Source organism: Nocardia vinacea, from assembly GCF_035920345.1.
GTDB classification, from domain to species: Bacteria; Actinomycetota; Actinomycetes; order Mycobacteriales; family Mycobacteriaceae; genus Nocardia; species Nocardia vinacea_A.
In genome coordinates, this window is sequence record NZ_CP109149.1 from 3,274,825 (window position 1) to 3,295,692 (window position 20,868).

Genomic DNA, 20,868 nt, shown 5'->3' on the forward strand with positions numbered 1-20,868 from the left:
TCCAGCGTGTGGCTGGCTGACCGCCATGTCCCCCGCTACACCCCTTCGGATCGCCGCCGTCGCGGATCTGCATATGCGCGACGCCGTCGCGGGACGTTTCCGCCCGGACTTCCTGCGACTGAACGCCGATGTGCTGCTGCTGGGCGGCGATCTCACCGAGGGCGGTGGGCCGCACGAAACGGATCTGCTGTGCGCCGAGATCGCCGGACTCGCCATGCCGGTGGTCGCGGTGCTCGGCAATCACGATCACGATCGGCGGCTCGGGTACCGCATCGCGGCCATGCTCACCGCACTCGGCGTGCATGTGCTCGACGGCGATGCGATCACGCTCGAACTGCGCGGGCGGCAGGTCGGTATCGCCGGTGTGATGGGTGGCAGCGGTGGATTTCCCGACTACCCGGGCACACCCGACGAGGGCAGCGTTGAGCACCGTGCCCGAATGCGGCGCGGGCCGTTGGACGCACTGCGGCTGCGTCAGGCGCTGGATTCGCTGGAGTGCGAAACTCGAATCGCCGTGATGCATTTCGCGCCGATCATCGACACGCTTGCGGGTGAACCGCCGAAGATCTATCCGGGGTTGGGCTGTCACGATCTAGGTGCCGCCGTGGACGCGGGCGGTGCGGTGCTGGCGATTCATGGACATGCGCACGGAGGCACGGAATTCGGACGCACTGCGGGTGGGGTGCCGGTGCGGAATGTGTCCTATCCGGTGCTCGGACGCACGTACGCGGTTTATGAGGTGTAAGGCGCTCGCCGTAGACCTGCCGGTACGTTCTACCGCATGACGATCGCTCGGTCGCTGCTACTGTTCGCCATTGCCGCACTCGCCGAGATCGGCGGCGCCTGGCTGGTCTGGCAGGGCTGGCGTGAACATCGCGGGCTGCTCTGGATCGCGGCAGGCGTACTCGCACTCGGTGCCTACGGCTTCGTCGCCACCTTCCAACCGGACCCGAACTTCGGCCGCATCCTGGCCGCCTACGGTGGCGTTTTCGTGGCCGGCTCCCTCGCCTGGGGCATGATCGTCGACAAATTCCACCCCGACCGCTGGGACTACCTCGGCGCCGTCCTCTGCCTCCTCGGCGTGGCCGTCATCATGTACGCCCCACGCGACTGAACACCGCTGCGTGGAAGACGTTGACGCGGTGCGTTATTCGTCGGGGGTGAAGGCCCAGACGGCGGCGGGGCGACCGGTGGCTTTGACGCGGCGGCGTTCGGTGGTGCGTTCCAGGCCGGAGATGGCGGCCAGGATGCGGTTCAGGTTCGCCGGGTCGGGGCGGGCGCCGAGGACGGAGGAGCTGAGTTCGACCGCGCGGGTCGCCGGGAATTCGTCGCCGGTCAGCGCTCTGGTGAAAACCATATCCTTCCAGAGCAGACGGGCCAGCAGGCCGCGAGCGGCATCGACGATGCGATTGTGGTCGAAGGCCAATGCGGGCACCGCATCGAACGAAACCCATTGCGCGGGCCCCTCATGCGGCCCGACCACCGCCCACATGGCGATGGACAGCGTCGGCCCGCGCGGGTCGCGATTGGGTTGGTCGAAGGTCACCAACTGCCCGACTGCCCCGATCGCCGCTTCCGGCACTCCCAACTTGGTATGCACCGCCCGCCGCGCCGCCGCGACCAACCGCTCCCCCCGCCCGAGCAGTACCCCCGGCAGCGCCAACTGCCCGGTGAACGGCTCCATCTCCCGCGTTGCGATACCCACGGTCACCCCGGCATCGTCGGCCCAGAACCGCAATGCCACCACATCAACCGAAACCACGGATTGCTCCACGCCACCCCATCCTGCCGCACCCCGGCCGGCTTCGACCGAGTGGCACACCAACGAAGTCCTAGGCAGCGGCGACGACCCGGGTCGGGATCCGGTTGCGACGGTCCGGGCCATCTGCGGTCAGGACTATCGGGGCGCCGAGTTGACGTTCCAGCCACAGCACCGGGTCGGTTGGCACCGCAGTCAGGATCGGGTCGGCCGTGGTCAGCAGGGCGGTGAGGTCCTGTTGGTGGTCGAGGTCTTGCCAGCGGCCCGGTTCGAGGCGGTCGATTGCCCCGCGCGGAGTCGCGTATCCCGTTGCGGCGTAGCCGGTTCCGGGTACGCCGAGGTGGGTGAGAGCGATGCCGTCGATGCCCCCGGAGACCTCGATGGCGTAGCGAAGCAGGATGGGGTCGAGGTGGCCGCGTCGGAAGTGGCCCTGGTAGCGGCCGGTGGTGTTGTGGGGTTCGGGGATGGTCATGGCGGGGTCTTCGGTGGGGAAGGGGCCCGCGCCGTGGCGGGTCATGTAGGTGCGGGTGACGCCGAGTGTGTAAGCGGGGGTGTCGATTTCGGTGAGCAGGGCGCGGGCGTTGCGCGGTTCGACGGTGGACCAGGTGGTGTGCGGGTGGAAGCCGCGCCATTCGTCGAGGAGAACGCCTTGTGCGCCTTCGAAAATCAGGCGCCCGCGTTGCGCTGAGCGAACGAGTTCGGCGCCGTCGACGATCCGTACGGCGGCGGCGAATTCCCGGTACATATCGACCAGATCGCGAATCGCTTCGTAGCGGTGCGTGCTCGGCGCGATCAGCGGCCCGTAGTGTGCCGCCATCGCCTGCAGTTTGGCGTACAGCACGTCGGGGCGCAGGCAGTCCGAGACAGTCGGCGCATCGTATTCGAGTGCGTAACTCGCTGTTTCGCCGATGCCGCGACCGCAGGAACCGTGCCGCGAGGAACCCCTCGCATCCTCGCGCGCACGGTTGGCGGCGATATGGATCGGGGTCGTGAGCAAGGCTCGACCGTCGATCCGCAAGAGCGACAGCGGATCCCGCACACCGAGTGCCGCCAGTTGCCGCGACTCACTCGCCAGCGCGATCGGCTCGACCAGCGTGTGCCGCGAGAGCAGTGTCGGCACACCGGAAAAGGTTCCGGATCCGAACTGGGCGAAGGTGTGATGGCGACCGTCGGCGATCACATTGTGCGCGGCCTGCGCACCGCCGTTGAATCGCACGACCGCCGATACGTCCAGCCCCGCTTCCGGTGAGCACAGCCAATCGACGGTCGCTCCCTTCCCCGCATCCCCGAACCCGAGGTCGAGCACGATAATGTGCGACGAAATCACCTTTCACCCCTTGCCTTTCCATTGATGCGTTCGAAAGCGCGGACATTCGACCCGAGCCGCGGTGGCTGCGCACCGTGATTCGGCCCTGTGCACCGCCATCCGCGTGCCACCGCCGCGTCGGTCACAGGCTCAGCGCGGCAGATCAGCAGCGTGCCCGCGCGATAGCCGTCCGGGGCCACACCCCCATCGGAGCAGCACTCCAACACTTGCCGGATTCAGCTCTGCCCCCGCGACAGGGCGCGGATACTCGGTCCCGCCTTGATGCCCAACGCCTTTCCGACCGAATCGGCCTCCGCTATCGACCCCACGTCACGCAGATCCGCGAGTCCGGCATGCACGTCGATGCGGTCTTCTTCCAGCCCGATGGTGAGTGCTATGAGCTCACAGACCGCGGCGGGATCGTCGAGCTTCATGAAGTTCTGGCCGAGCAATCCCCGCCAGTGCTCGGCGATCTCGGGATCGTCGAAGTAGTTCGACTGGTTCGGCAGGATGTAGTACACATGCCAGCGCTGGGCCAGTTCCCGATAGATCGATGCGACCTCGATATCGGTGCGCACGTGATCGCCGATGACGCCGCGGATATGGCGGCCCGCCAGCTTCGCCTTGTTCAGCTCGTCGCCGATGATGAACAGGTAGCCGCGCTTCCCGCGCCGCTCCCATGCGTCGGTCGCGACATGGGTGGCCATGAAATACGCGGCCAGTTCATAACTTTCGGACTTCTGTCCGCCGCCACCACCCTCCAACAGGATATTGCGCAACTGCTCGTCCATCCGGTTGTCGGATTCGAACTGCCCGACCTGCAGCGGCACGCGGTCGGTATCGGCGTCGCCGATGGCGCCGAACATGATCTGCGGATCCGCCGCGTAGCCCTTGCGCTGCAGCAGCCCGTGCAATTTGCCGAGCTTGTCCTGCATGATCCGCGGCACCCGCCCCATCGATCCGGTGACGTCGAACAGCACCGCGATCGGCAGCGAGTTGCCGTGCTCGACCGAATCCCGGCATTCGCGCACGGTGACGCCGAGCGGTTCGAGCGCGGGATGCGCCCGCCAATCCGAATACGGCCGACCCTGCATCTCCGCCGTGTATCCGAAATCGTCCAGACCTCGACCGGCACGGAAGGTCTTGGCCGCGCGGTAGGCGGTGTCGTCCCAATGTCCGTATCCCATGTCGTCACTTCCTCTCGTGAGCTTAGTTTTAGTGTAGAAGACTAAAACTCGGCTCGTCAAGAGTCCGCTGGTCAGGACCAAGATCATCGAACCGGCGGAAGCCGCTCAGGCCTCTTGCCGCTCGCGCTTGTGCGCCTCACGCGCCAGCGCCCGGTCGCGCTGCTCCTCGAACTTGAGCACATCCTTGCCGAGCTGCTCGAGGAATAAGCCGAGCTCCTCGCGCGCCTGCTCACCGCGGGCCCCGAAGTCGTTGCGCTCGAAGATATTCCACTTGCGCAGCACCGGCGTGATGACCTCCTCGAGGTGCTGGCGCAGATCGTAGATGCCGTGTTTGGCCATCAGCACGCTGTTGCGACGCCAGTTCGGCATGCCCGCCCCCGGCATCTGGAAGTTGCGAATGATCGCGGAGATCGCTAACAGCGCCTGGTCCGGAGCCAGATCGATGGCCGCACCGCAGAGGTTGCGGTAGAAGACCATGTGCAGGTTCTCGTCGGCGGAAATGCGCTGCAGCATCCGGTCGGCGACCGCGTCGTTGCAGACCCGGCCGGTATTGCGGTGGCTGACCCTGGTCGCCAGTTCCTGGAAAGTCACGTAGGCGACACCGGGTAGGAATCCGTTGTCGTCCACCCCGGTCGGGTGCTGCACCCCGGCTGTCATACAGACCAACCGCGCATGTTCCAGCGCCACCGGGTCCACCCCGCGGGTGACGACGAGATAGTCACGCATGACGGTCCCGTGCCGGTTCTCCTCGGCGGTCCACCGCCCTACCCAGGTGCCCCAGGCGCCGTCCTGGGAGAAGGATTCGGCGATCAGTCGGTGATAAGACGGCAGATTGTCCTCGGTCAGCAGATTGGTGACCATCGCGGCTTTGGCCAGTTCACTCAACTGGGACTGCGCTGGCTCCCAATCGATTCCGCCCATCTCGGCGAAATTGCGGCCTTGGTCCCACGGCACATAGTCGTGCGGGTGCCAGTTCTTGGCTATCGATAGGTGGCGGTTGAGATTTTGTTCGGCAACGGGTTCGAGTTCGGTCAGCAACTCCAGCTGTGTCAAGGTACGTGTCACGATCGGATTCCTGTCATCGGATCAGGGGCTCTCCTCCAGAGTGCCCCCATTGCCGGGCCACCGAAATCCCCTGCGGCTAATTCGTTTCACCGAAGGCGTGATGGCTCACTACTAATTGATCGCGAAGACGTGCCGACACGGTATCGGTGCGGACGGCGTGGCGAATACCGAATCTGCTGGGGTCCGATCTACCCCGAGGTCGCAATCCAGCCGGCGATATCGGAGACAACCTGTCGATCAACATGTTGCGCCGGTCCGTACTCCGCCGGAGTCGAAGGACCCACACCCGGAAAGAACAAGTGGTTATCGGCGTCGTACACCCGGATCGTCACCTCCGCCCGATCGGTCAGACCGGCCCGCCACCGCGACAAGTCGTCATCGACAGTGACCTGGTAATCCCGCCCACCCTGCAGGATGAACATCGGCTTACCCAGCGTCGCAGCTACCGCGACCGGGTCGTAGTCCCGCAAATCCAACCAATACGACGCAGGCAGCCCGAGGGGCAGTTCACTGGCCGGAGTCGACATCGTCAGCGCATTGTCGACCAATTGCGCCTGCCGAACGATCGCCTCGATCGCGGCCTGCGCGGCGACGCCACCATCGGGCTCCAAGGCGGCGAGGTAGCGCGTGACCCGCACCGCGGCCCAGTGCATCGGCGAGGCGTCACCGGCCAGGACGATCAACCCCGCCACCGCCGCTTCCGCGGCCGCGACCCGTGGCGCGACTTTCCCACCCATGCTGTGCCCCAGCACGAAGACCCGATCCGCATCGATAGCCGAGTTCGCACGCAGCGCCCGCACGGCCGCGACCGCGTGCGGCACGTATTCGTCGGTCATGGTGAACGATTCGAGCGCCGCGACCGCACCGGCATGCGCATGAGTGACCTTGTCGAAACGCAACACCGCGATCCCGCGGCCGGCCAGTCCCCACGCAATATCCGCGAGCGGCTTATTGGAACCCGTCGTCATATCACGGTCGAACGGTCCCCCACCCGCGAGCAGCACAACCGCCGGGCACGGCCGGGGGCTCCGCGGCAGGCTGATGGTGCCCTGAACGACGAACGGCGGTTGCCCGATCGACACCTGCTCGTCGTCGAAGGACTCCGGCTCGGCGTAATCGGGTGGCTGCCACGGCGCGGCGGGCGGCGTCAGTTGCAGGCCGGTGAGGCGATCCGTTTCGTCGATTGTCATCCCGACCACAACCTCGCCATGTTCGAGTCGCACGGGCACGCGCACCACCCCGGCCGCACGCACCGCGGCACCCACCTCGGCCACCGATCCGTACCGATCGACGATCGATTCCCAAGCGGCACCCAGCTTTTCGGCCGATGCCAGCGCTTGCAGTTGCGCCGCGAACATCGCGTGCACCTGCGCATACCGACCGGAGCACAGGTGCTCGACCACTTCGATGCCGGTGCGAGTGGGTGCGATCGACGACATCGAATCCTCCTGCTCTCCGGGCAAATCAGCCGGGATTAATCTCAACTTTGCGAACAGTATCAGAGATGAGAACATTGCTCCATGGACCCGATGGAGCTACTCGCCCACCCCGTGCGACTGCGGATCGTGCATGCCCTCGCCGGGGGCAGCGTGCTGACAACCGCACAGCTCAGCGCCCGCATGCCCGATATCTCGAAGGCCACCGTGTACCGGCATGTAGACCTGCTCGCCGACCACGACATCCTCGAAGTGGCCCGGGAACAACGAGTGCGTGGTGTGGTGGAACGCGGCTACCGCCTGCGACGCGAGCGCGCGGTGGTCGATGCCGAAACCGGGACGCCCGCCGACCATCGCCGGATCTTCCCCATCGCCATGGCCACCTTGCTGGCCGAATTCCAGGCCTACCTGCAAAGCGATGACGCAGACCCGGTCGGCGATCTGGTCGGCTATCGCCAGCATGCGGTATGGCTCAGCCGCGACGAACTCACCGAACTCATCACCGACCTGCGGGCAGCGATCCTGCCCCGACTGTCCAATGCGGCGACCGAAGACCGCGTGCCGTACCTGCTGAGCCCGATCCTCTTTCCGCTGGCCCAGGCACTGGAGGGCGACGGGACGTGACGCCGACCGGATACAAGTCACTGTCCGGTAATCGGCTCAGGCGGCCGACACCAGAGCCACCGCGGCGACCGTCTCGATAATGCAGTAGAACCAGTTGGGGTAGAAGGCGACTCGCTCATCGAGTATCGCGGATACGATGCGGCCGAACGCCATTCCCCCCAGTGCGGCACCGATGGTAACCATGATTCCGGTGCGCAGGGCTCCGTCGTGGGTGGCCGCGACCGCCAGCATCGCCGCCATCGCGAGACCGAATCCGCCATAGACGGCACGGATCTCGTAGCGCGCCTCGGTTTGCTCGAGACGAATGCCGAAGGGGCGGATCAGTGCTGCGGGGGCCGCGAGGGCATACACACCCATCGCGAGGAAGAACACGCCGATGACGGTATTGACGGCAATTGCCAAGGGAATCTCCTGTTCGAGTCGGAAGGCCAGCTTGCTCGACCAGAGCGCGCACCCGCTTCCACAAACGTGCGGTCAGTCCCCGTTGTAGTGCAGCGAGCGCCAGGCTTCGATCGCCCAATCCAATTGCGTCCCGGGAACACTGATCGTGACGAGCAGCAATTCACCATTGCGGCGACTGGCGATCCCCTGCACGCCGACCTCGTCACCGTCCTCCGAGGGCAACCACCATCCGTCACCGGGACCACCGCTGACCGGTTCGCCGCGATGACCCGCGGTCGCATTAGCACCGTATTGCAGCATCGCGGCCGGTGGCGGCCCGGTTTTCGGGTCGCCGACGCGCAGGATGGTGATCTCGATCTGGCGGGTGCCGTCCCAGGCCCACCACCGATCGCCATCCCAGCCGTAGGTGAAATCGCCGGGAATCCGCAGGCTCCACCCCGATACCGGTGTGGTGTGCACCGGGCGGCGACGGTAGCCGAGCGCCACCTGGTCCGCCGCGGCGGCCCGCGCGGACAGATCGGTGGGCGCACCCGCCGCGATGGCGGCCGAATCCGCGAGCAGCAGCCGTAATTCGTGCCAGGCCGCCCACGGCAGCTCCAGCGCCGCGTCGAGCCGGTGCGCCTCGGCGAGCAAGGCATCGGCCTGATGCAGTGCGGGCGTGTCGTCGGCGTCCGATGGTGCCCGCCAACGCACGTCGTTCCACATGATGCCGATCGCGGTATTGCGAATCGTCGGCGCGGTCCAACCGTCCTCCCACCACGGAAAGAACGCGCGCGCGGCCGCCTCGTCGCCATCGCGGACGGCCTGGAACCAGTCGCGATCGCGCGGCCCCAACCAGCTCGCGGCCAGCCCGTCGTAGTCGAAACGGTCACTGCCGAGCGACAATCCGATCGAAACCCACGCATCCTCCGCCGGAACTTCGGTCAGGACCGTTTCCGCGAGACTGCGGATCCACACCAGATAGTCGTGTTCGACCTCGGCGCGGTCATCGCCCAATCCGAGCGGATCCTCGGTCCCCTCGTCCCACACGATGTCGAATCGCCGACCCATTTCGTGCAGCACCGCCGCGACGTGCCGGTGATAGCCCGGCCCGGCCGACGCACAACCCGCGCTCACCACCACCTGCCCGTGCGCCGCACGCAGATCGACAGGTTCGGCCGCCGGATGCAGCACGGCCAGCAGGCGATCTCCGGAGACCTCCACCGATTTCCGCAGTGGCGCCGACGTGGCGGTCCAGTCGACCCGCGCACCAGCCGGGCCGGTCAGCAGCCACTCCCCCACCTGATCGAGGAAGTCCGCGGTGGGCGCGCGACATACCCCCGCCGCGTGCAACTCGATTCCCATGGATACACATCCTTGTGTCCGCGTTCCGGCGGCGAAAGTCAGGACCCTACACCTACTCTGCGGACGTGGGACCGAGCGGTTACTGCTCGACGAGCCGCCGACAGCCGTCCCGACCGCCGGGCAGACCCACGGTATCGAGCCAGCGTTCGAGTTGACCGAGCTGCCAGAGATCATCGATCTCCACCAGTACCGCGAGGAACGACAGCTGGGCGGCGGACAGCTCCGATCCGACGCCTACGGTATCCGGAAAGGCTCTGTGCAGGAAGGAAATACAGTCGTAGTGCACGGTGCTCGGATTCGCCGCCCACGCGGCTTCGATCGCGGCGGGCAGCAGCGTCTCGAAATCATCGACACGGCTGACGAGTTCGCGGATGACATCGTGGCGCAGCCAGCCGTCCTGTCCGGGCAGATGGCGATCGAACCACCGGTCGATGACCTCCGGATGCTCCAGCGCGGCAAGCAGTTCGTCGGTGGCACGCTGTTCGGCGGCGAATGCAGGCGCGAGGGCGGCGCAGGTGCGCACACCGGGATGGGCATCGGCGAGCAGTTGCTCCGGACGGCCGCCGTTCAGGCCGGAAATCCGTGCGGCAGTGGCTCGTTCGACCGGATCCGACATGGCCGGCGCGATCTCGTCCAGCCGCTGCAGCAGCGCGGCCCGCTTCTCGGCATAGGCCGGATGCGCGGTGAGTTCGATCATCGCGCGCAGCGCGGCCATGCGCACCATCACATCCGGATCGTCGAACAGGGGCGCGACCGCCTCGATCACGCCGGGAACAACTGCGCGACAAGCGATCTCGTCCCTGGCCCGCATTGCCGCCCGGAATTCGTGGTCATCGATGGCGGCCAGCAAGCCCGGTGGCGTCGGAACATGCTCCACTAGAAGGGCATTCGCGGGATCGGGCCCCAATTCCAGTAGCCCGGCGCGCCGATTCGCCTTGACGCGCTGCAGATCCTCTTCGGTACGACCGGATGGATAGGCCTCGGCGTACAACTGCTCATCGGAGATCCCCGAACAACACCCCTGCGCGAAGACCTCGAGATAGTCCAGCAGCGCGACGCGCAACGGTCGCGGGCCCGGATCCCACGGCAGTATGTCCTCGACCTTCATCTCGGTATGCGGACGCGCCAGCAGTTCGGCCACGATCGCGACGAACGGCGCGGTCGCGGAGTACACACTGCCCTGATGCAATAGCGCGGCGTCGAGATAGCCGACCGCGTCGACACAGGACTCGGCATCACCGTCCATCAGCGCCCGCAGGTGCGCCGGAGCATCCGCCGCCGGGCCGTAAGCATGTTCCAGCTCGGCCCAATCGACATCGGCTATCGCCCGCAACACCGGATCCATCGGATTGATCATGCTGCAGCCGAGCACGTCGATCAACTCGAGCGAAACACTTGCGTTACCCGAACCTACGGCGCCGGTTCCAGATGATCGCCGATCAGCATGGTTCCCGGTCCACGCTGTGCGCCGGGACCATGCTGCCAGTCCACATTGTCGGCGGTGAGCGGCGCGCCGCAGTCACGGCAGACCACTACCCCGGACGTGGGATGTCCGCAATCGCGATGCACGACCAGCGCGGGCGGCCCCGCAGGCCCGGCGAGCCACTTATCGCCCCACGTGATGAGCATCGTGAGCACCGGATACAGATCGCGCCCCTGCTCGGTGAGCACATATTCGTGGCGCACCGGATTCGTTTGATAGGCCCTGGCCTGGACGATCCCGTACTGCCGCAACGCATCCAGACGCGCGGTCAGGACATTGGAGGCGATGCCCAGATCGCGGCGGATGTCCTCGAACCGGTTCACCCCGACGAACAGGTCGCGCAGGATCAAAGGCGTCCACCGCTCCCCGACCACGTCGAGCGTTCGCGCGATCGAGCACACAATGTCGGACATGGCAGCTTTTGGCACCCACCCATCGTAGTCCATTGCTTTTTGCAAGTGACTCCACTACGTTGCGAAACAACCAACTGTGAAGGGGTGATCGAGACATGTCCGATGCTGTGGCGCGGTTTCGCGAGGCGACGGAGGCCAGCGATTTCGATGCGCTGATAACGACCCTCACACCCGATGCCGCGCTGACCTCTCCGGTCTCCGGCAGGTTGGTCTTCCGCGGTCACCAGGATCTGCGCATCCTGCTGGCCGCGGCGTACGGCAGCCTCGGCGGGCTGCGCTGGACCGAGCACATCGGCGAGGGTGCGCGCCGAGTTCTGCTCGCCGAGGCCGCCGTCGGACCATTCCGGATGACCGAGGCCATGATCCTCGAATTGGCCGCCGACGGCCGCATCCGCCGGCTCGAACCACACCTGCGGCCCTGGCTCCCGCTGACCCTGCTTGCGGTGAAGCTGGCGCCGCGCCTACTTCGTCATCCGGGCGTCATGCGGCGCGCGCTGTCACGTTTCGACCAACCCGTCGCCGGTTAGTTCGAGACGTCTGGTCACCCCGATGTCGTCGAGGAAACGAGGGTCGTGGCTGACGACGATCAGTGCGCCCTCGTAGTTGGCCAGGGCCTGGGTGAGGTGGTCGAGGCTGGGCAGGTCGAGGTTATTGGTGGGCTCGTCGAGCAGCAGCAGCTTCGGGGCCGGATCGGCGAGCAGGAGCATAGCCAGGGCCGCGCGCAGGCGTTCACCGCCGGACAGCGCCGCCGCCGCGACGTCGGCGTCAGCGCCGCGGAACAGGAAGCGGGCCAGTTGGGCTCGGATCCGTTCGGCGGCCACATGTGGTGCGGTCGCGGCGACATTCTCGAAGACCGTGCGTTGCTCGTCGAAGATGTCGAGGCGCTGTGGCAGTATGCGCCACGGCACCTGCGGCGGTTCGGCGGCGATGCGGTGCAGCAGTGTGGTTTTGCCCGCGCCGTTGCGGCCGGTCAGTGCGCTCCGCTCCGGACCGGAGACCCGCAATGTCACGGTCGGACCGCACGCCAATTCCACCTCCTCGAGATTGATGACGTCCTGGCCCGGGTAGAGCCGGGTGTCCGGCAGGTCGATGCGGATCTGCCGGTCGTCGCGCAACAGGTCCTCGGCCTGCTGCAGCTGCTCCTTCGCGGTGTCCAGCTTTTCGATGTGGTTATTGCGCAGCTTGCCCGCCGACACCTGCGCCGCCCGCTTGCGTGCGCCCATGACGATCTTCGGCTCACGTTTGTTCTCGAACATCTTCTGCCCGTAGCGCGCTCGGCGATCGAGTTTGATCCGGGTGTCGACCAGCTCGCGTGCCTGTTTGCGAACGTCACTGCGCGCGTCCCGGATTGCGGCGCGCGCCACCTCCTGCTCCGCGTCGACGATCCGCTCGTATTCACTGAAATTGCCGCCGAACAAACGTAATTCACCCTGACGCAATTCGGCGATAGTGGACATCCGCTCCAGCAGCTCGCGGTCGTGGCTGACCGTGAGGACGGTGCCGGAGAACTGGGCGACGACCTCGTAGAGCCGTTGACGGGCAACGTGATCCAGGTTGTTGGTCGGCTCGTCGAGCAGCAGCACGTCCGGATCGCGCAGCAGCTCGGCGACCAGGCCGAGCAGCACCGTCTCGCCGCCCGAGAGGGTTTCCAGACGGCGGTCCAGCTGTTCGGTCGAGTCGGCGAGGTAGTGCAGGCCCAGTCGGCCGAGCAGCGCGATGGCACTCTCCTCGACATCCCACTGCGCGCCGACGATCTCGAAGTCGGACTCGTCGCCGAGGCCGGACTCGATGCGGTGCAATGCCTTTCGTGTCTCGGCGATGCCCAGCACCGCGTCGACGCGCTGACCGTCGCCGAGGCCGAGATCTTGGCGCAGATAGCCCAGCCGCCCGGTGACCGTGATCGAACCGCGCGCCGGTACAAGCTCACCCGCGATCAGCCGCAGCAGGGTGGACTTGCCCGCACCGTTGCCGCCGACCAGGCCGAGGTGGCCGGGGCCGAGCACCGAGTCCAGACCGTCGAAGACGGGTGTGCCATCGGGCCAGGAGAAAGTGAGATCGGAAAGAGACAGATTGGTCATGTGGACCCCAGAGGTTGCGCGGAATGCGGCGCACAGGATGCGGGCCGCCCGAGTGGCTACCTCATGAGAGCAACGACATGACTCCGATCAACGGGGATGAGACCCTTCTAGATTAAACACATCCGCGAATGTCGCGCCACTGATATTTCGATCACACGCTGTGTCCGGAACGCCGCGGCGGCTCCGATCTATGTGTGAAACACCGTGGATTCGCCGCGCCTGATCGGTCACGTCTCGAATCTCGGTGATCCAGGTATCCACATACGCGTCGGCGGCCTCCCCCCGAGGCCGACTTGCAGCGACCGATGGCCGAACGACCTAGACCCGCACCACCGAACTCAACGGGTAATCGCCCTGGCGATCCCGACCATTGAGGAAACTCAACTCCAGAACCACTGCGGCCGCTATGATTTCGGCACCGGCGGCCTGGAACAGCTCCGCGGCGGCAGCCAACGTGCCGCCCGTGGCCAGCACATCGTCGAGCAGCAGAATGCGCCGCCCCTTCAGCTCGACACCGTCGGCCGGAATCTCTAGCGATGCGGTGCCGTACTCGAGGCTGTACTCACGCGAGATGACCGGCGGCGGCAACTTCCCGGCCTTGCGCACCGCCATGACACCGGTCCCCAGCGTCGCGGCAACGCCGGCCCCGAGGATGAAGCCGCGAGCGTCTACGCCCGCAACCAGGTCGGCATCGGGCGCGCACGCCGCGAGGCAGTCGATGACGGCCCGGAAACCCTCCGGATCGGCAAAGACCGGCGTGAGATCGGCGAAGCGAATGCCGGGAGAGGGGAAATCGTCGCGCCAGCGGGTCAGGCGTTCGACCAGTTCGGCCGCCTTCCCGGTCCGCTCGGCTAGGACGTCGTCCGATTCCACCGCCGCATGCTTGCTCATCGACACCTCTCCATGGTTACTCACCCACCAACACCTGTCACCGCTTCAACACCCAGCGGTCCATGTTCCAGCCGGTGCCCGCCTGGGTGGGCCCGGCTATGCCGTTCTGCAGACCGTTGCCGAACGCGATGGTGCGGGGCGTGACGAACAACGGAATGCTCGGCATCTCCGCCCACAGCAGGTTCTCGGCCTCGGTGCGCAGATTCAGCGTTGTGGTCGAGTTGTCGTCGCCCGCAAGCTGATCGGTGATCGAATCGTAGCGGCCGTTACCGAAGCGACCGAAATTGATCCCGCTACCGGTGCGCAACGCGCTGGTAGCAGCCACGCCGGTCTCGGATCCGGCCGGACCCGGGGCCGATGCGGTGCTGCCGAGGACGGCGTCGACTTTGCCCTCGGTGAGCTGAGACGGCGTGAAATCGGCGGATCCGGCATCCACCACATTGATACCGGCCGGTTTGCATGCGTCAGCGATCATCTGCACGGTCTGAGCGCGCCGATCGTCCGGCTTCACATATCCGATCCGAATAGTCGGCTTGGCCGCACCGGCGCTCGCGGCCGCCGCGGTCGCATCACCGCCGCGGTACTTGTCGGCCGCACCGATCACGTTCGGGTAATACAGCGAATCCTGCTGTGTGATACGAGAATTCAGCACCGCCGTGCCGAGTCCGGTCTTCGGCGCATCCTTGGCCTTGCCGAGCTTGTCGAACAGGTCCTGGCGCGGCACACAAAATGCGAAACCGCGCCGCGCGTCGGCCGAGGCGAACACCCCCGAAGTAGCGAGCACCAACTGCTCGGCACCGCGCCCGGGCACGGTCCGCACCGAAAAACCGTCCAGATTGATGTCTTTCACCGATCCCGCGCCGATATCGATGACCCCGACCGCATTGTCGCCGACCTTCGCCTTCAGATCGGCGGTCTTCGGATAGACCACGATCCGCCCGGTCTCAGGCTTATTGCCCCACCAGCGCTCGTTCGCCACGAGAACCAGCCCGTCCTTGGCGGAGTAGGAATCGATCCGATACGGCCCCGACGACGGGAACCGCGAAATGTCGACCTTGTCCGCGCCGATCGTCCACCCGTTGTTCCAGAAGTCGGCGATCCGCTGCAGCGCGGCCTGATCACCGGACTGCACGGCCGTCACCACATTCGGCACATTCGCCACCCGAGCGGCGACATGCGCGGGCATCAACTCACCCGCGGTGAACAGGTGGCGCCACGGCAGGTAGTGGTGGTCGGCGCGGAACACGACGGTGGCGTCCTTGGATCCCGGCTGACAGTCCACCCGTTCGATATCGGCGTATCCGGCGGTGCTCGCGGCGTCGAAGAGCGGAACCTGGCCGCGGTCACCGGCTTTGGTGTAGCGGCCGCTGCGCGCCGCCCAGGCGAGCACCAGATCGTCACATGACGTCGGCACGCCGTCGGAGTACACCCCGTCCGCATTGAGCCGGTACTGCACCGTCTGCGCCTCGCCCGGCACCTCTTTCGCGGTGCCGACATCGGTGTCCGCGACCTGCTGACCGTCCGGTCCGGTGTAGAAGAACCCGGTCAGCACCCGCGCGAACACCGCATCCGAGCCGCTACTCGCACCGAGCGTGGTAGCGCCGTTGTAGGTGGCGATCACCGCGTCGACGGCATAGCCGATGGAAGGCACCTGGTTCTGGCTGGAGCACCCGGCCATCACCGTGGCGACCACGGTGCCCGCAGCCACCGCTCCGATCAGACGTGCCGCTAGCGACTGCTTCATATATGCAAACCCCTGCCCGTCGGCTGTCAGTGCCTGCGCTTGTTCCGCTTTCCGCTCGGCCGTGCGCCCGGGCGCGGAGCCTGTCCAGGTTCCCGCACGGGACGCGCACCCGGCTCCCGGCCGGTCGCCGCGACCGCGCGCCGCTCCGCCTCGGCTCCCGCACGCGCCGACGCCACTCCGGCCCGCTTGTTGAGCACCTTCTTGGTGTGCGCCGCGACCGGACCCCACCGCTCCTTGATCGACACCAGCAGCGGCACCGCGAAGAAGATCGACGAATACGCGCCGACGATCATGCCGACCAGCTGCACCAGCGCCAGATCCTTCAGCGTGCCGACGCCGAGCAGCCACACCGCGATCACCAGCATGCCGACAATAGGCAGGATGCCGATGACCGTGGTGTTGATCGAACGCATCAAGGTCTGGTTCGCCGCGAGATTCGCCTGTTCGGCATAGGTGCGCCGGGTCGTATTGACCACACCGCGGGTGTTCTCCTCGACCTTGTCGAAGACGACGACATTGTCGTAGAGCACGTAACCGAGGATGGTCAACAGACCGATCACCGCGGCGGGTGTCACCTCGAAGCCGACCAGCGAGTAGATGCCCGCCGTGACGATCATGTTGAAGAACAGCGAGGCGATCGCCGCGATCGACATATCCCGTTCGAATCGGATCGCGATATAGACCATGGTGAGCGCGATGAACACGACCAGCGCGATCAACGCCTTCTTGGTGATCTCGCTACCCCAGGTCTCGCTGATCTCGGCGATGCTGATCGCATTGCGCGAAACGTTGCCGTCCTTGTCCTTCGGCTGGAAGGCATTGAACAGCGCGGTCTGCAGCGCGTCGGTCTGGGTGGCGCTCAGCGTGTCCGAGCGAACCTGGATGGTCTCCGCCGAGCCTGATCCGACCTTCTGCACCGTCACCGGGGCGTGGCCGATGGTCTGGGAGTAGATGTCCTCGACCTTCTGCGTGGTGGCCGTCCCCGCCGCGGGCAGCTGGATGCGCGAACCGCCCGCGAAGTCGATGCCGAGGGTGAATCCGCGAATTCCGATGCTCAGCAACGAGATCAGCACGAAGGCCGCGGTCAGCCCGTAGTAGAAACGTCGCCGACTGACGATCTTGAATCCGCCGGTACCCGTGTAGAGGCGCTCGAAGATGCTGTGCTTGGGCATCTCGAAATCGTTCACCTCGTCGGCGAACGGCTCCAGGGTCGAGTTCGTCATCGTGCCGTCTCCTTAACCAGCGCCTCGCCGGCCCTGCGCTCCCTGGCCACTTCCTGAATCGCACCGAGCCCGTTGACCGACGGCTTCGCCCAGAACGACGAGCGCGAGGCCAGCATCATCAGCGGCGCGGTCACCAGATAGAGCACGATCACGTCGAGGACGGTGGTGATACCGAGGGTGAACGCGAAGCCCTTCACCTGACCGGCGGCCAGGATGTAGAGCACCACCGAGGCGATGAGGCTGACGGTCTTGCCGGAGAGGTTGGTGCGCTGGGCCCGCTGCCAACCGCGCGGCACCGCCGAACGGAAGCTGCGCCCCTCGCGCATTTCATCCTTGATGCGTTCGAAGAACACCACGAAGGAGTCGGCGGTCAGACCGATACCGATGATCAGACCCGCGATACCGGCCAGATCCAGTGTGAATCCGATCCAACGGCCGAGCAGCACGATGATGCCGTATACCGCGATACCCGAGGCGATCAGCGAGAATCCGGCGAGGAAGCCGAGCATCCGGTAGTAGAGCAGGCAGTACAGCAGCACCACCGCGAGACCGATCGCACCCGCGAGCAGACCCGCGCGCAGCGAGGACAGACCCAGCGTCGCCGAAACCGTCTCGGCTTCGGAGGTCTGGAACGACAGCGGCAGCGAACCGTACTTCAGGGTGTTCGCGAGTTCCTTGGCGCTGGCCGCGGTGAAGCTACCGGAGATGGTGGTACGACCGCCCTGCTGCGGACCGGACTGCACGACCGGCGCGCTGACCACCTTCGAGTCGAGTACGAACGCGACCCGCTTGTTGATGTACTCACCAGTCAGCGAGGCCCACGCATCACTGCCACCGGATTTGAATTCGAGGTTCACCTCATGGCGCGCCTGCTGCTGGTTGAGCCCGGAGGTGGCGTCCTTGATCTCCTGGCCGTCGATGCGGCTCTTGTCCAGCAGCAAGATTTCCTTGCCGTCGGTGGAGCAGGTGACCAGTGGCAGATTCGGATCGTCGTTACCGGCGAGCGGATCGGACTTATTGCAGTCCATCGCGGCCATCGCGGCCTGCTGCACCGTGGCATCGGTGCTCTGCCTGGTCGCCTTGGCGTCCGCGATCTCCTTCTTCGCCTGCTCCTGCGGCGTCAGACCGCCGGGCGGAGCCGGCGGCGAGGTCGGGGCCTGCGCGGGGAAGACGCGCGGCTGCGGGGTCGACTCCGCCGCGGGCGCGGACTCCGTGGTCGGCACCGCCTCGGTGGTGGGCGCGGGCTGGGTCGGCACGGTGCCATCGGGGTTGAGCTGGGTGGTATCCGGCACAGTGCCCGGCGTCGCCGTCCCCGCGGTACCCGTCTGTGGCGTGGCCTTACCGCCGACCGCGGGCACCGCCGACAGCACCGGACGGATGTAGAGCTTGGCTGTTGTCGCCAGCGCCTTGGCCTGGCCACCGTCGTCACCCGGAACCGTGATCACCAGGTTGTCGCCGTCGATGACGACCTCGGAGCCCGAGACACCGAGGCCGTTGACGCGGTTCTCGATGATCGTCTGCGCCCGGCGCAGGCTGTCCTGGCTGGGCTTGCTGCCGTCGGGGGTCCGCGCGGTCAACGTGACGCGCGTACCACCCTGCAGGTCGATGCCGAGCTTGGGGGTCGGGGAATGGTCACCGGTGAAGAACACCAGCGCATAGATCACGGCCAGCAGCACGGCGTAGACGCCGAGCAACCGGAGCGGATGCGCCGATCCCTGGGAAGGTGGCACAGTTCGTCATCTCCTAGGCGGAAGTCGAGGTGGAACAGGCGGGCGCGCACGGCCGAGCACCCGGACGGATGGCCCGCGGCGATCTGCAGCACGCGGGCAGGCCCTTTCGAGCGACCTGCAAGCAATCGCTACGGGCCGGTAACCCGATCAGTCTTTGGTCAGCCGGGTCTCGGTCTGCTCCGCGGACTCCTCGACGAGACCGGCCTCGGTCTCGTCGGTCACGGTCTCATCCGTGGTCTCGTCCTCGGTGCGCACATCGCGGATGGCCTGACGCAGCCACGTGGTGACGACGTCCTCGGCGATCTCGAGATCGACCGTGGTGTCGTCGAGATCGACCACGGTTCCGTACAGACCCGACGTGGTGGTGACCTGATCGCCGACCTTCAGGCTTTCCTGCATGGACGTGACCTTCTCGGCCTCGCGCTTCTGGCGGCGCACACCGAGGAACATGGGCACGAGCAGGGCTACCAGTAGGAGCGGAAACAGAAGTTCCATCGTCGAAGTCAGTCCCTAGTCTGTGGGTGGGAATGGGCTATTACCCCAACAGTCTGCCAGCTCATGTCGTCACCACCACACCGGCACACCATTGACGTCCCGGAATCCGGATCTCGAGCCACTCCGGGACAGCACGAACCCCGCGATCGAGCGACGGTCGCGGGGCTGCGCAATGGGGCGTTCTAGGCGGTCTTGCCATAGGTGTAGTCGTCGAGCGGGAAGCTGACCGCCTCGCGGTGGGCATTGACGGTGCTGGTCGGACGCAGTAGCGCGGCCTCGCCGTGCTGGTTGAAGTAGTAGCTGCGCGCGGTCGCGCAGTCACCGCCGTAGAACACCGAGGAACCCAACTTCTCGGTGACGCGGTCCAGGAACCGGGTGTTGGCCTGCTCGGTCACCTCGAAGGTGGTCTCGCCGCGCCGGAACATCTCACCGAGCAACCGGCCCATGTGCTTCATCTGGGCCTCGATGGTGGTGAAGTAGGACAGGCCGCTGTAGGAGTACGGGCTGTTGAGGCTGAGGAAGTTCGGGAACTTCGGCACGGTGATGCCCTCGTAGGCCTGGAAACGGTTGTCGCGCCAGAACTTTCCGAGGTTGACGCCGTCGCGGCCGATGATCTCGATGGCCGGGAAGTTCACATCCCACAGGTTGAAGCCGGTGGCCAAAATCAGGGTATCGATCTCGGTTTTGTTTCCGTCGGCGGTGACGATGCCATCGGCCTCGATGTGATCGATCGAATTGGTCTCCAACCGGACATTGGGCTGGTTGAACGTCTTGAAGTATTGGTTGGAGAAGGTGGGGCGCTTGCAGCCGAAGTCGTAGTGCGGGGTGAGCTGCTTGCGAATCTCCTTATCGCGCACCTGGGCCCGCAGATGCGCCTTGGCGAGTACGCCCGCGGCCATATTCAGCGGCTTGGCCTGCTTGAAGTGCAGTACGCCGACCACCATGAGCGCCTCGAGCATGCTGGTGTTGACCAGCCGCGCGGCCTTCTGAGTGGCCGGCACGCGCGCGAACAGCTTCTGCACCGGCGCGGGAATCGCGGTGTCGATCTTCGGCACGACCCAGATCGGGGTGCGCTGGAACACGGTGAGTTCCTTGGTCTTCTTCGCGGCCTCGGGAATCAGCTGCACGGCGGTGGCGCCGGTGCCGATAATGGCGGCCTTGCGACCCGAGAGGTCGAAATCGTCCTCCCACGCGGTGGTGTGGATGATCTTGCCCGCGAAGGAATCGATGCCGGGAAACGGCGGCGTGTAGGGCTGGGACAGGAAGCCGGTGGCGGTGAGAAGGTAACGGCCGGTGACGGTTTCACCGCCCGCGATGGAGACGACCCAGTGCTGGTGCTCCTCGTCCCACCGCGCGCCGTCCACCACGGTGCCGAAACGCATCCGGCGACGCAGCCCATACTTGTCGGCGACGTGGGCGGCGTACTTCTTGAGCTCCTTGCCCGGCGCGAACAGACGCGTCCAATACGGGTTGGGCTCAAAGGAATACGAGTAGGTCACCGAGGCGATATCGACCGCGAGACCCGGGTAGTGATTGACATGCCAGGTGCCGCCCAGGTCGTCCTCCCGCTCCAGAATGACGAAATTGCTCAGACCCAGCCGGTCGAGCTCGATACCCGCTCCCATGCCGCCGAATCCCGCACCGATCACGACCGCGTCGTATTGAGGCGCCACGTCGAACCTCCTGCT

The 20,868-nt window shown here is 66.0% G+C and carries 20 protein-coding genes; 4 read left to right on the forward strand and 16 right to left on the reverse strand.

The genetic code is table 11. The features are described from left to right. Positions 1 to 25 precede the first annotated feature (25 nt). Positions 26 to 745 (forward strand): metallophosphoesterase family protein, encoded by a 720-nt coding sequence (locus OIE68_RS15110; RefSeq protein ID WP_327099995.1) that lies wholly within the window; start codon positions 26 to 28, stop codon positions 743 to 745. 36 nt (positions 746 to 781) lie between these two features. Then, positions 782 to 1,114 (forward strand): YnfA family protein, encoded by a 333-nt coding sequence (locus tag OIE68_RS15115; RefSeq protein WP_327099996.1) that lies wholly within the window; start codon positions 782 to 784, stop codon positions 1,112 to 1,114. 33 nt (positions 1,115 to 1,147) lie between these two features. Here the strand turns inward: OIE68_RS15115 and OIE68_RS15120 are convergent, their stop codons facing one another. The 5 genes from OIE68_RS15120 to OIE68_RS15140 form a co-directional block, all read right to left on the reverse strand. Next, positions 1,148 to 1,774, reverse strand: coding sequence for an NUDIX hydrolase (locus OIE68_RS15120; protein WP_327099997.1), 627 nt, complete (start codon positions 1,772 to 1,774; stop codon positions 1,148 to 1,150). Between the two features lie 58 nt (positions 1,775 to 1,832). Next, a complete protein-coding gene (locus OIE68_RS15125) occupies positions 1,833 to 3,086 on the reverse strand; it encodes an adenylosuccinate synthetase (protein ID WP_327099998.1) in 1,254 nt (417 codons plus the stop codon). A gap of 215 nt (positions 3,087 to 3,301) precedes the next feature. After that, the gene (locus OIE68_RS15130; protein WP_327099999.1) at positions 3,302 to 4,252 is read right to left on the reverse strand and encodes a hypothetical protein; all 951 of its coding nucleotides are present in this window, start codon (positions 4,250 to 4,252) and stop codon (positions 3,302 to 3,304) included. Positions 4,253 to 4,357: 105 nt separating this feature from the next. After that, positions 4,358 to 5,317, reverse strand: a complete 960-nt coding sequence (locus tag OIE68_RS15135) for an acyl-ACP desaturase (RefSeq protein WP_327100000.1) — start codon at positions 5,315 to 5,317, stop codon at positions 4,358 to 4,360. 188 nt (positions 5,318 to 5,505) lie between these two features. After that, positions 5,506 to 6,756, reverse strand: coding sequence for an alpha/beta fold hydrolase (locus tag OIE68_RS15140; RefSeq protein WP_327100001.1), 1,251 nt, complete (start codon positions 6,754 to 6,756; stop codon positions 5,506 to 5,508). Between the two features lie 81 nt (positions 6,757 to 6,837). Here OIE68_RS15140 and OIE68_RS15145 point away from each other — a divergent pair, with 81 nt between their 5' ends. Continuing rightward, positions 6,838 to 7,377 carry a helix-turn-helix domain-containing protein gene (locus tag OIE68_RS15145; protein ID WP_327100002.1) on the forward strand — a complete coding sequence of 180 codons (540 nt, stop codon included), beginning with the start codon at positions 6,838 to 6,840 and terminating at the stop codon, positions 7,375 to 7,377. Between the two features lie 36 nt (positions 7,378 to 7,413). Here OIE68_RS15145 and OIE68_RS15150 read toward each other — a convergent pair whose 3' ends face one another. The 4 genes from OIE68_RS15150 to OIE68_RS15165 all read right to left on the reverse strand — a co-directional run bounded on the left by OIE68_RS15150 (position 7,414) and on the right by OIE68_RS15165 (position 11,034). Further along, positions 7,414 to 7,779, reverse strand: coding sequence for a DUF4345 domain-containing protein (locus tag OIE68_RS15150; protein WP_329411167.1), 366 nt, complete (start codon positions 7,777 to 7,779; stop codon positions 7,414 to 7,416). Positions 7,780 to 7,851: 72 nt separating this feature from the next. Next, complete coding sequence (locus OIE68_RS15155; RefSeq protein ID WP_327100003.1) at positions 7,852 to 9,123, reverse strand: hypothetical protein; 1,272 nt, start codon at positions 9,121 to 9,123, stop codon at positions 7,852 to 7,854. Positions 9,124 to 9,202: 79 nt separating this feature from the next. Next, positions 9,203 to 10,468 carry a hypothetical protein gene (locus tag OIE68_RS15160; RefSeq protein ID WP_327100004.1) on the reverse strand — a complete coding sequence of 422 codons (1,266 nt, stop codon included), beginning with the start codon at positions 10,466 to 10,468 and terminating at the stop codon, positions 9,203 to 9,205. Between the two features lie 65 nt (positions 10,469 to 10,533). Continuing rightward, entirely contained in the window at positions 10,534 to 11,034 is a 501-nt protein-coding gene (locus OIE68_RS15165) for a helix-turn-helix domain-containing protein (RefSeq protein WP_327100005.1), read from the reverse strand. 80 nt (positions 11,035 to 11,114) lie between these two features. On the opposite strand from OIE68_RS15165, the gene OIE68_RS15170 reads away from it, so the two are divergent. After that, complete coding sequence (locus OIE68_RS15170; RefSeq protein WP_327100006.1) at positions 11,115 to 11,546, forward strand: nuclear transport factor 2 family protein; 432 nt, start codon at positions 11,115 to 11,117, stop codon at positions 11,544 to 11,546. Here the strand turns inward: OIE68_RS15170 and OIE68_RS15175 are convergent. The 7 genes from OIE68_RS15175 to OIE68_RS15205 form a co-directional block, all read right to left on the reverse strand. Beyond that, the gene (locus tag OIE68_RS15175; protein ID WP_327100007.1) at positions 11,517 to 13,097 is read right to left on the reverse strand and encodes an ABC-F family ATP-binding cassette domain-containing protein; all 1,581 of its coding nucleotides are present in this window, start codon (positions 13,095 to 13,097) and stop codon (positions 11,517 to 11,519) included. The genes OIE68_RS15170 and OIE68_RS15175 overlap by 30 nt on opposite strands. Positions 13,098 to 13,415: 318 nt before the next feature. Beyond that, positions 13,416 to 13,988: an adenine phosphoribosyltransferase gene (locus OIE68_RS15180; RefSeq protein ID WP_327100008.1), complete on the reverse strand. Its 573-nt coding sequence runs from the start codon at positions 13,986 to 13,988 to the stop codon at positions 13,416 to 13,418. 37 nt (positions 13,989 to 14,025) lie between these two features. Beyond that, positions 14,026 to 15,732 (reverse strand): ABC transporter substrate-binding protein, encoded by a 1,707-nt coding sequence (locus OIE68_RS15185; protein ID WP_327100009.1) that lies wholly within the window; start codon positions 15,730 to 15,732, stop codon positions 14,026 to 14,028. Between the two features lie 26 nt (positions 15,733 to 15,758). Then, positions 15,759 to 16,955 (reverse strand): protein translocase subunit SecF, encoded by a 1,197-nt coding sequence (secF, locus tag OIE68_RS15190; RefSeq protein ID WP_327100010.1) that lies wholly within the window; start codon positions 16,953 to 16,955, stop codon positions 15,759 to 15,761. Beyond that, a complete protein-coding gene (gene secD / locus OIE68_RS15195; RefSeq protein ID WP_327100011.1) occupies positions 16,952 to 18,685 on the reverse strand; it encodes a protein translocase subunit SecD in 1,734 nt (577 codons plus the stop codon). The genes secF and secD overlap by 4 nt, the downstream gene beginning before the upstream one ends. Before the next feature lie 147 nt (positions 18,686 to 18,832). Further along, positions 18,833 to 19,180 carry a preprotein translocase subunit YajC gene (yajC, locus tag OIE68_RS15200; protein WP_327100012.1) on the reverse strand — a complete coding sequence of 116 codons (348 nt, stop codon included), beginning with the start codon at positions 19,178 to 19,180 and terminating at the stop codon, positions 18,833 to 18,835. A 182-nt stretch (positions 19,181 to 19,362) separates the two neighbouring features. After that, positions 19,363 to 20,853, reverse strand: a complete 1,491-nt coding sequence (locus tag OIE68_RS15205) for an NAD(P)/FAD-dependent oxidoreductase (RefSeq protein ID WP_327100013.1) — start codon at positions 20,851 to 20,853, stop codon at positions 19,363 to 19,365. Between the last annotated feature and the right edge of the window lie 15 nt (positions 20,854 to 20,868).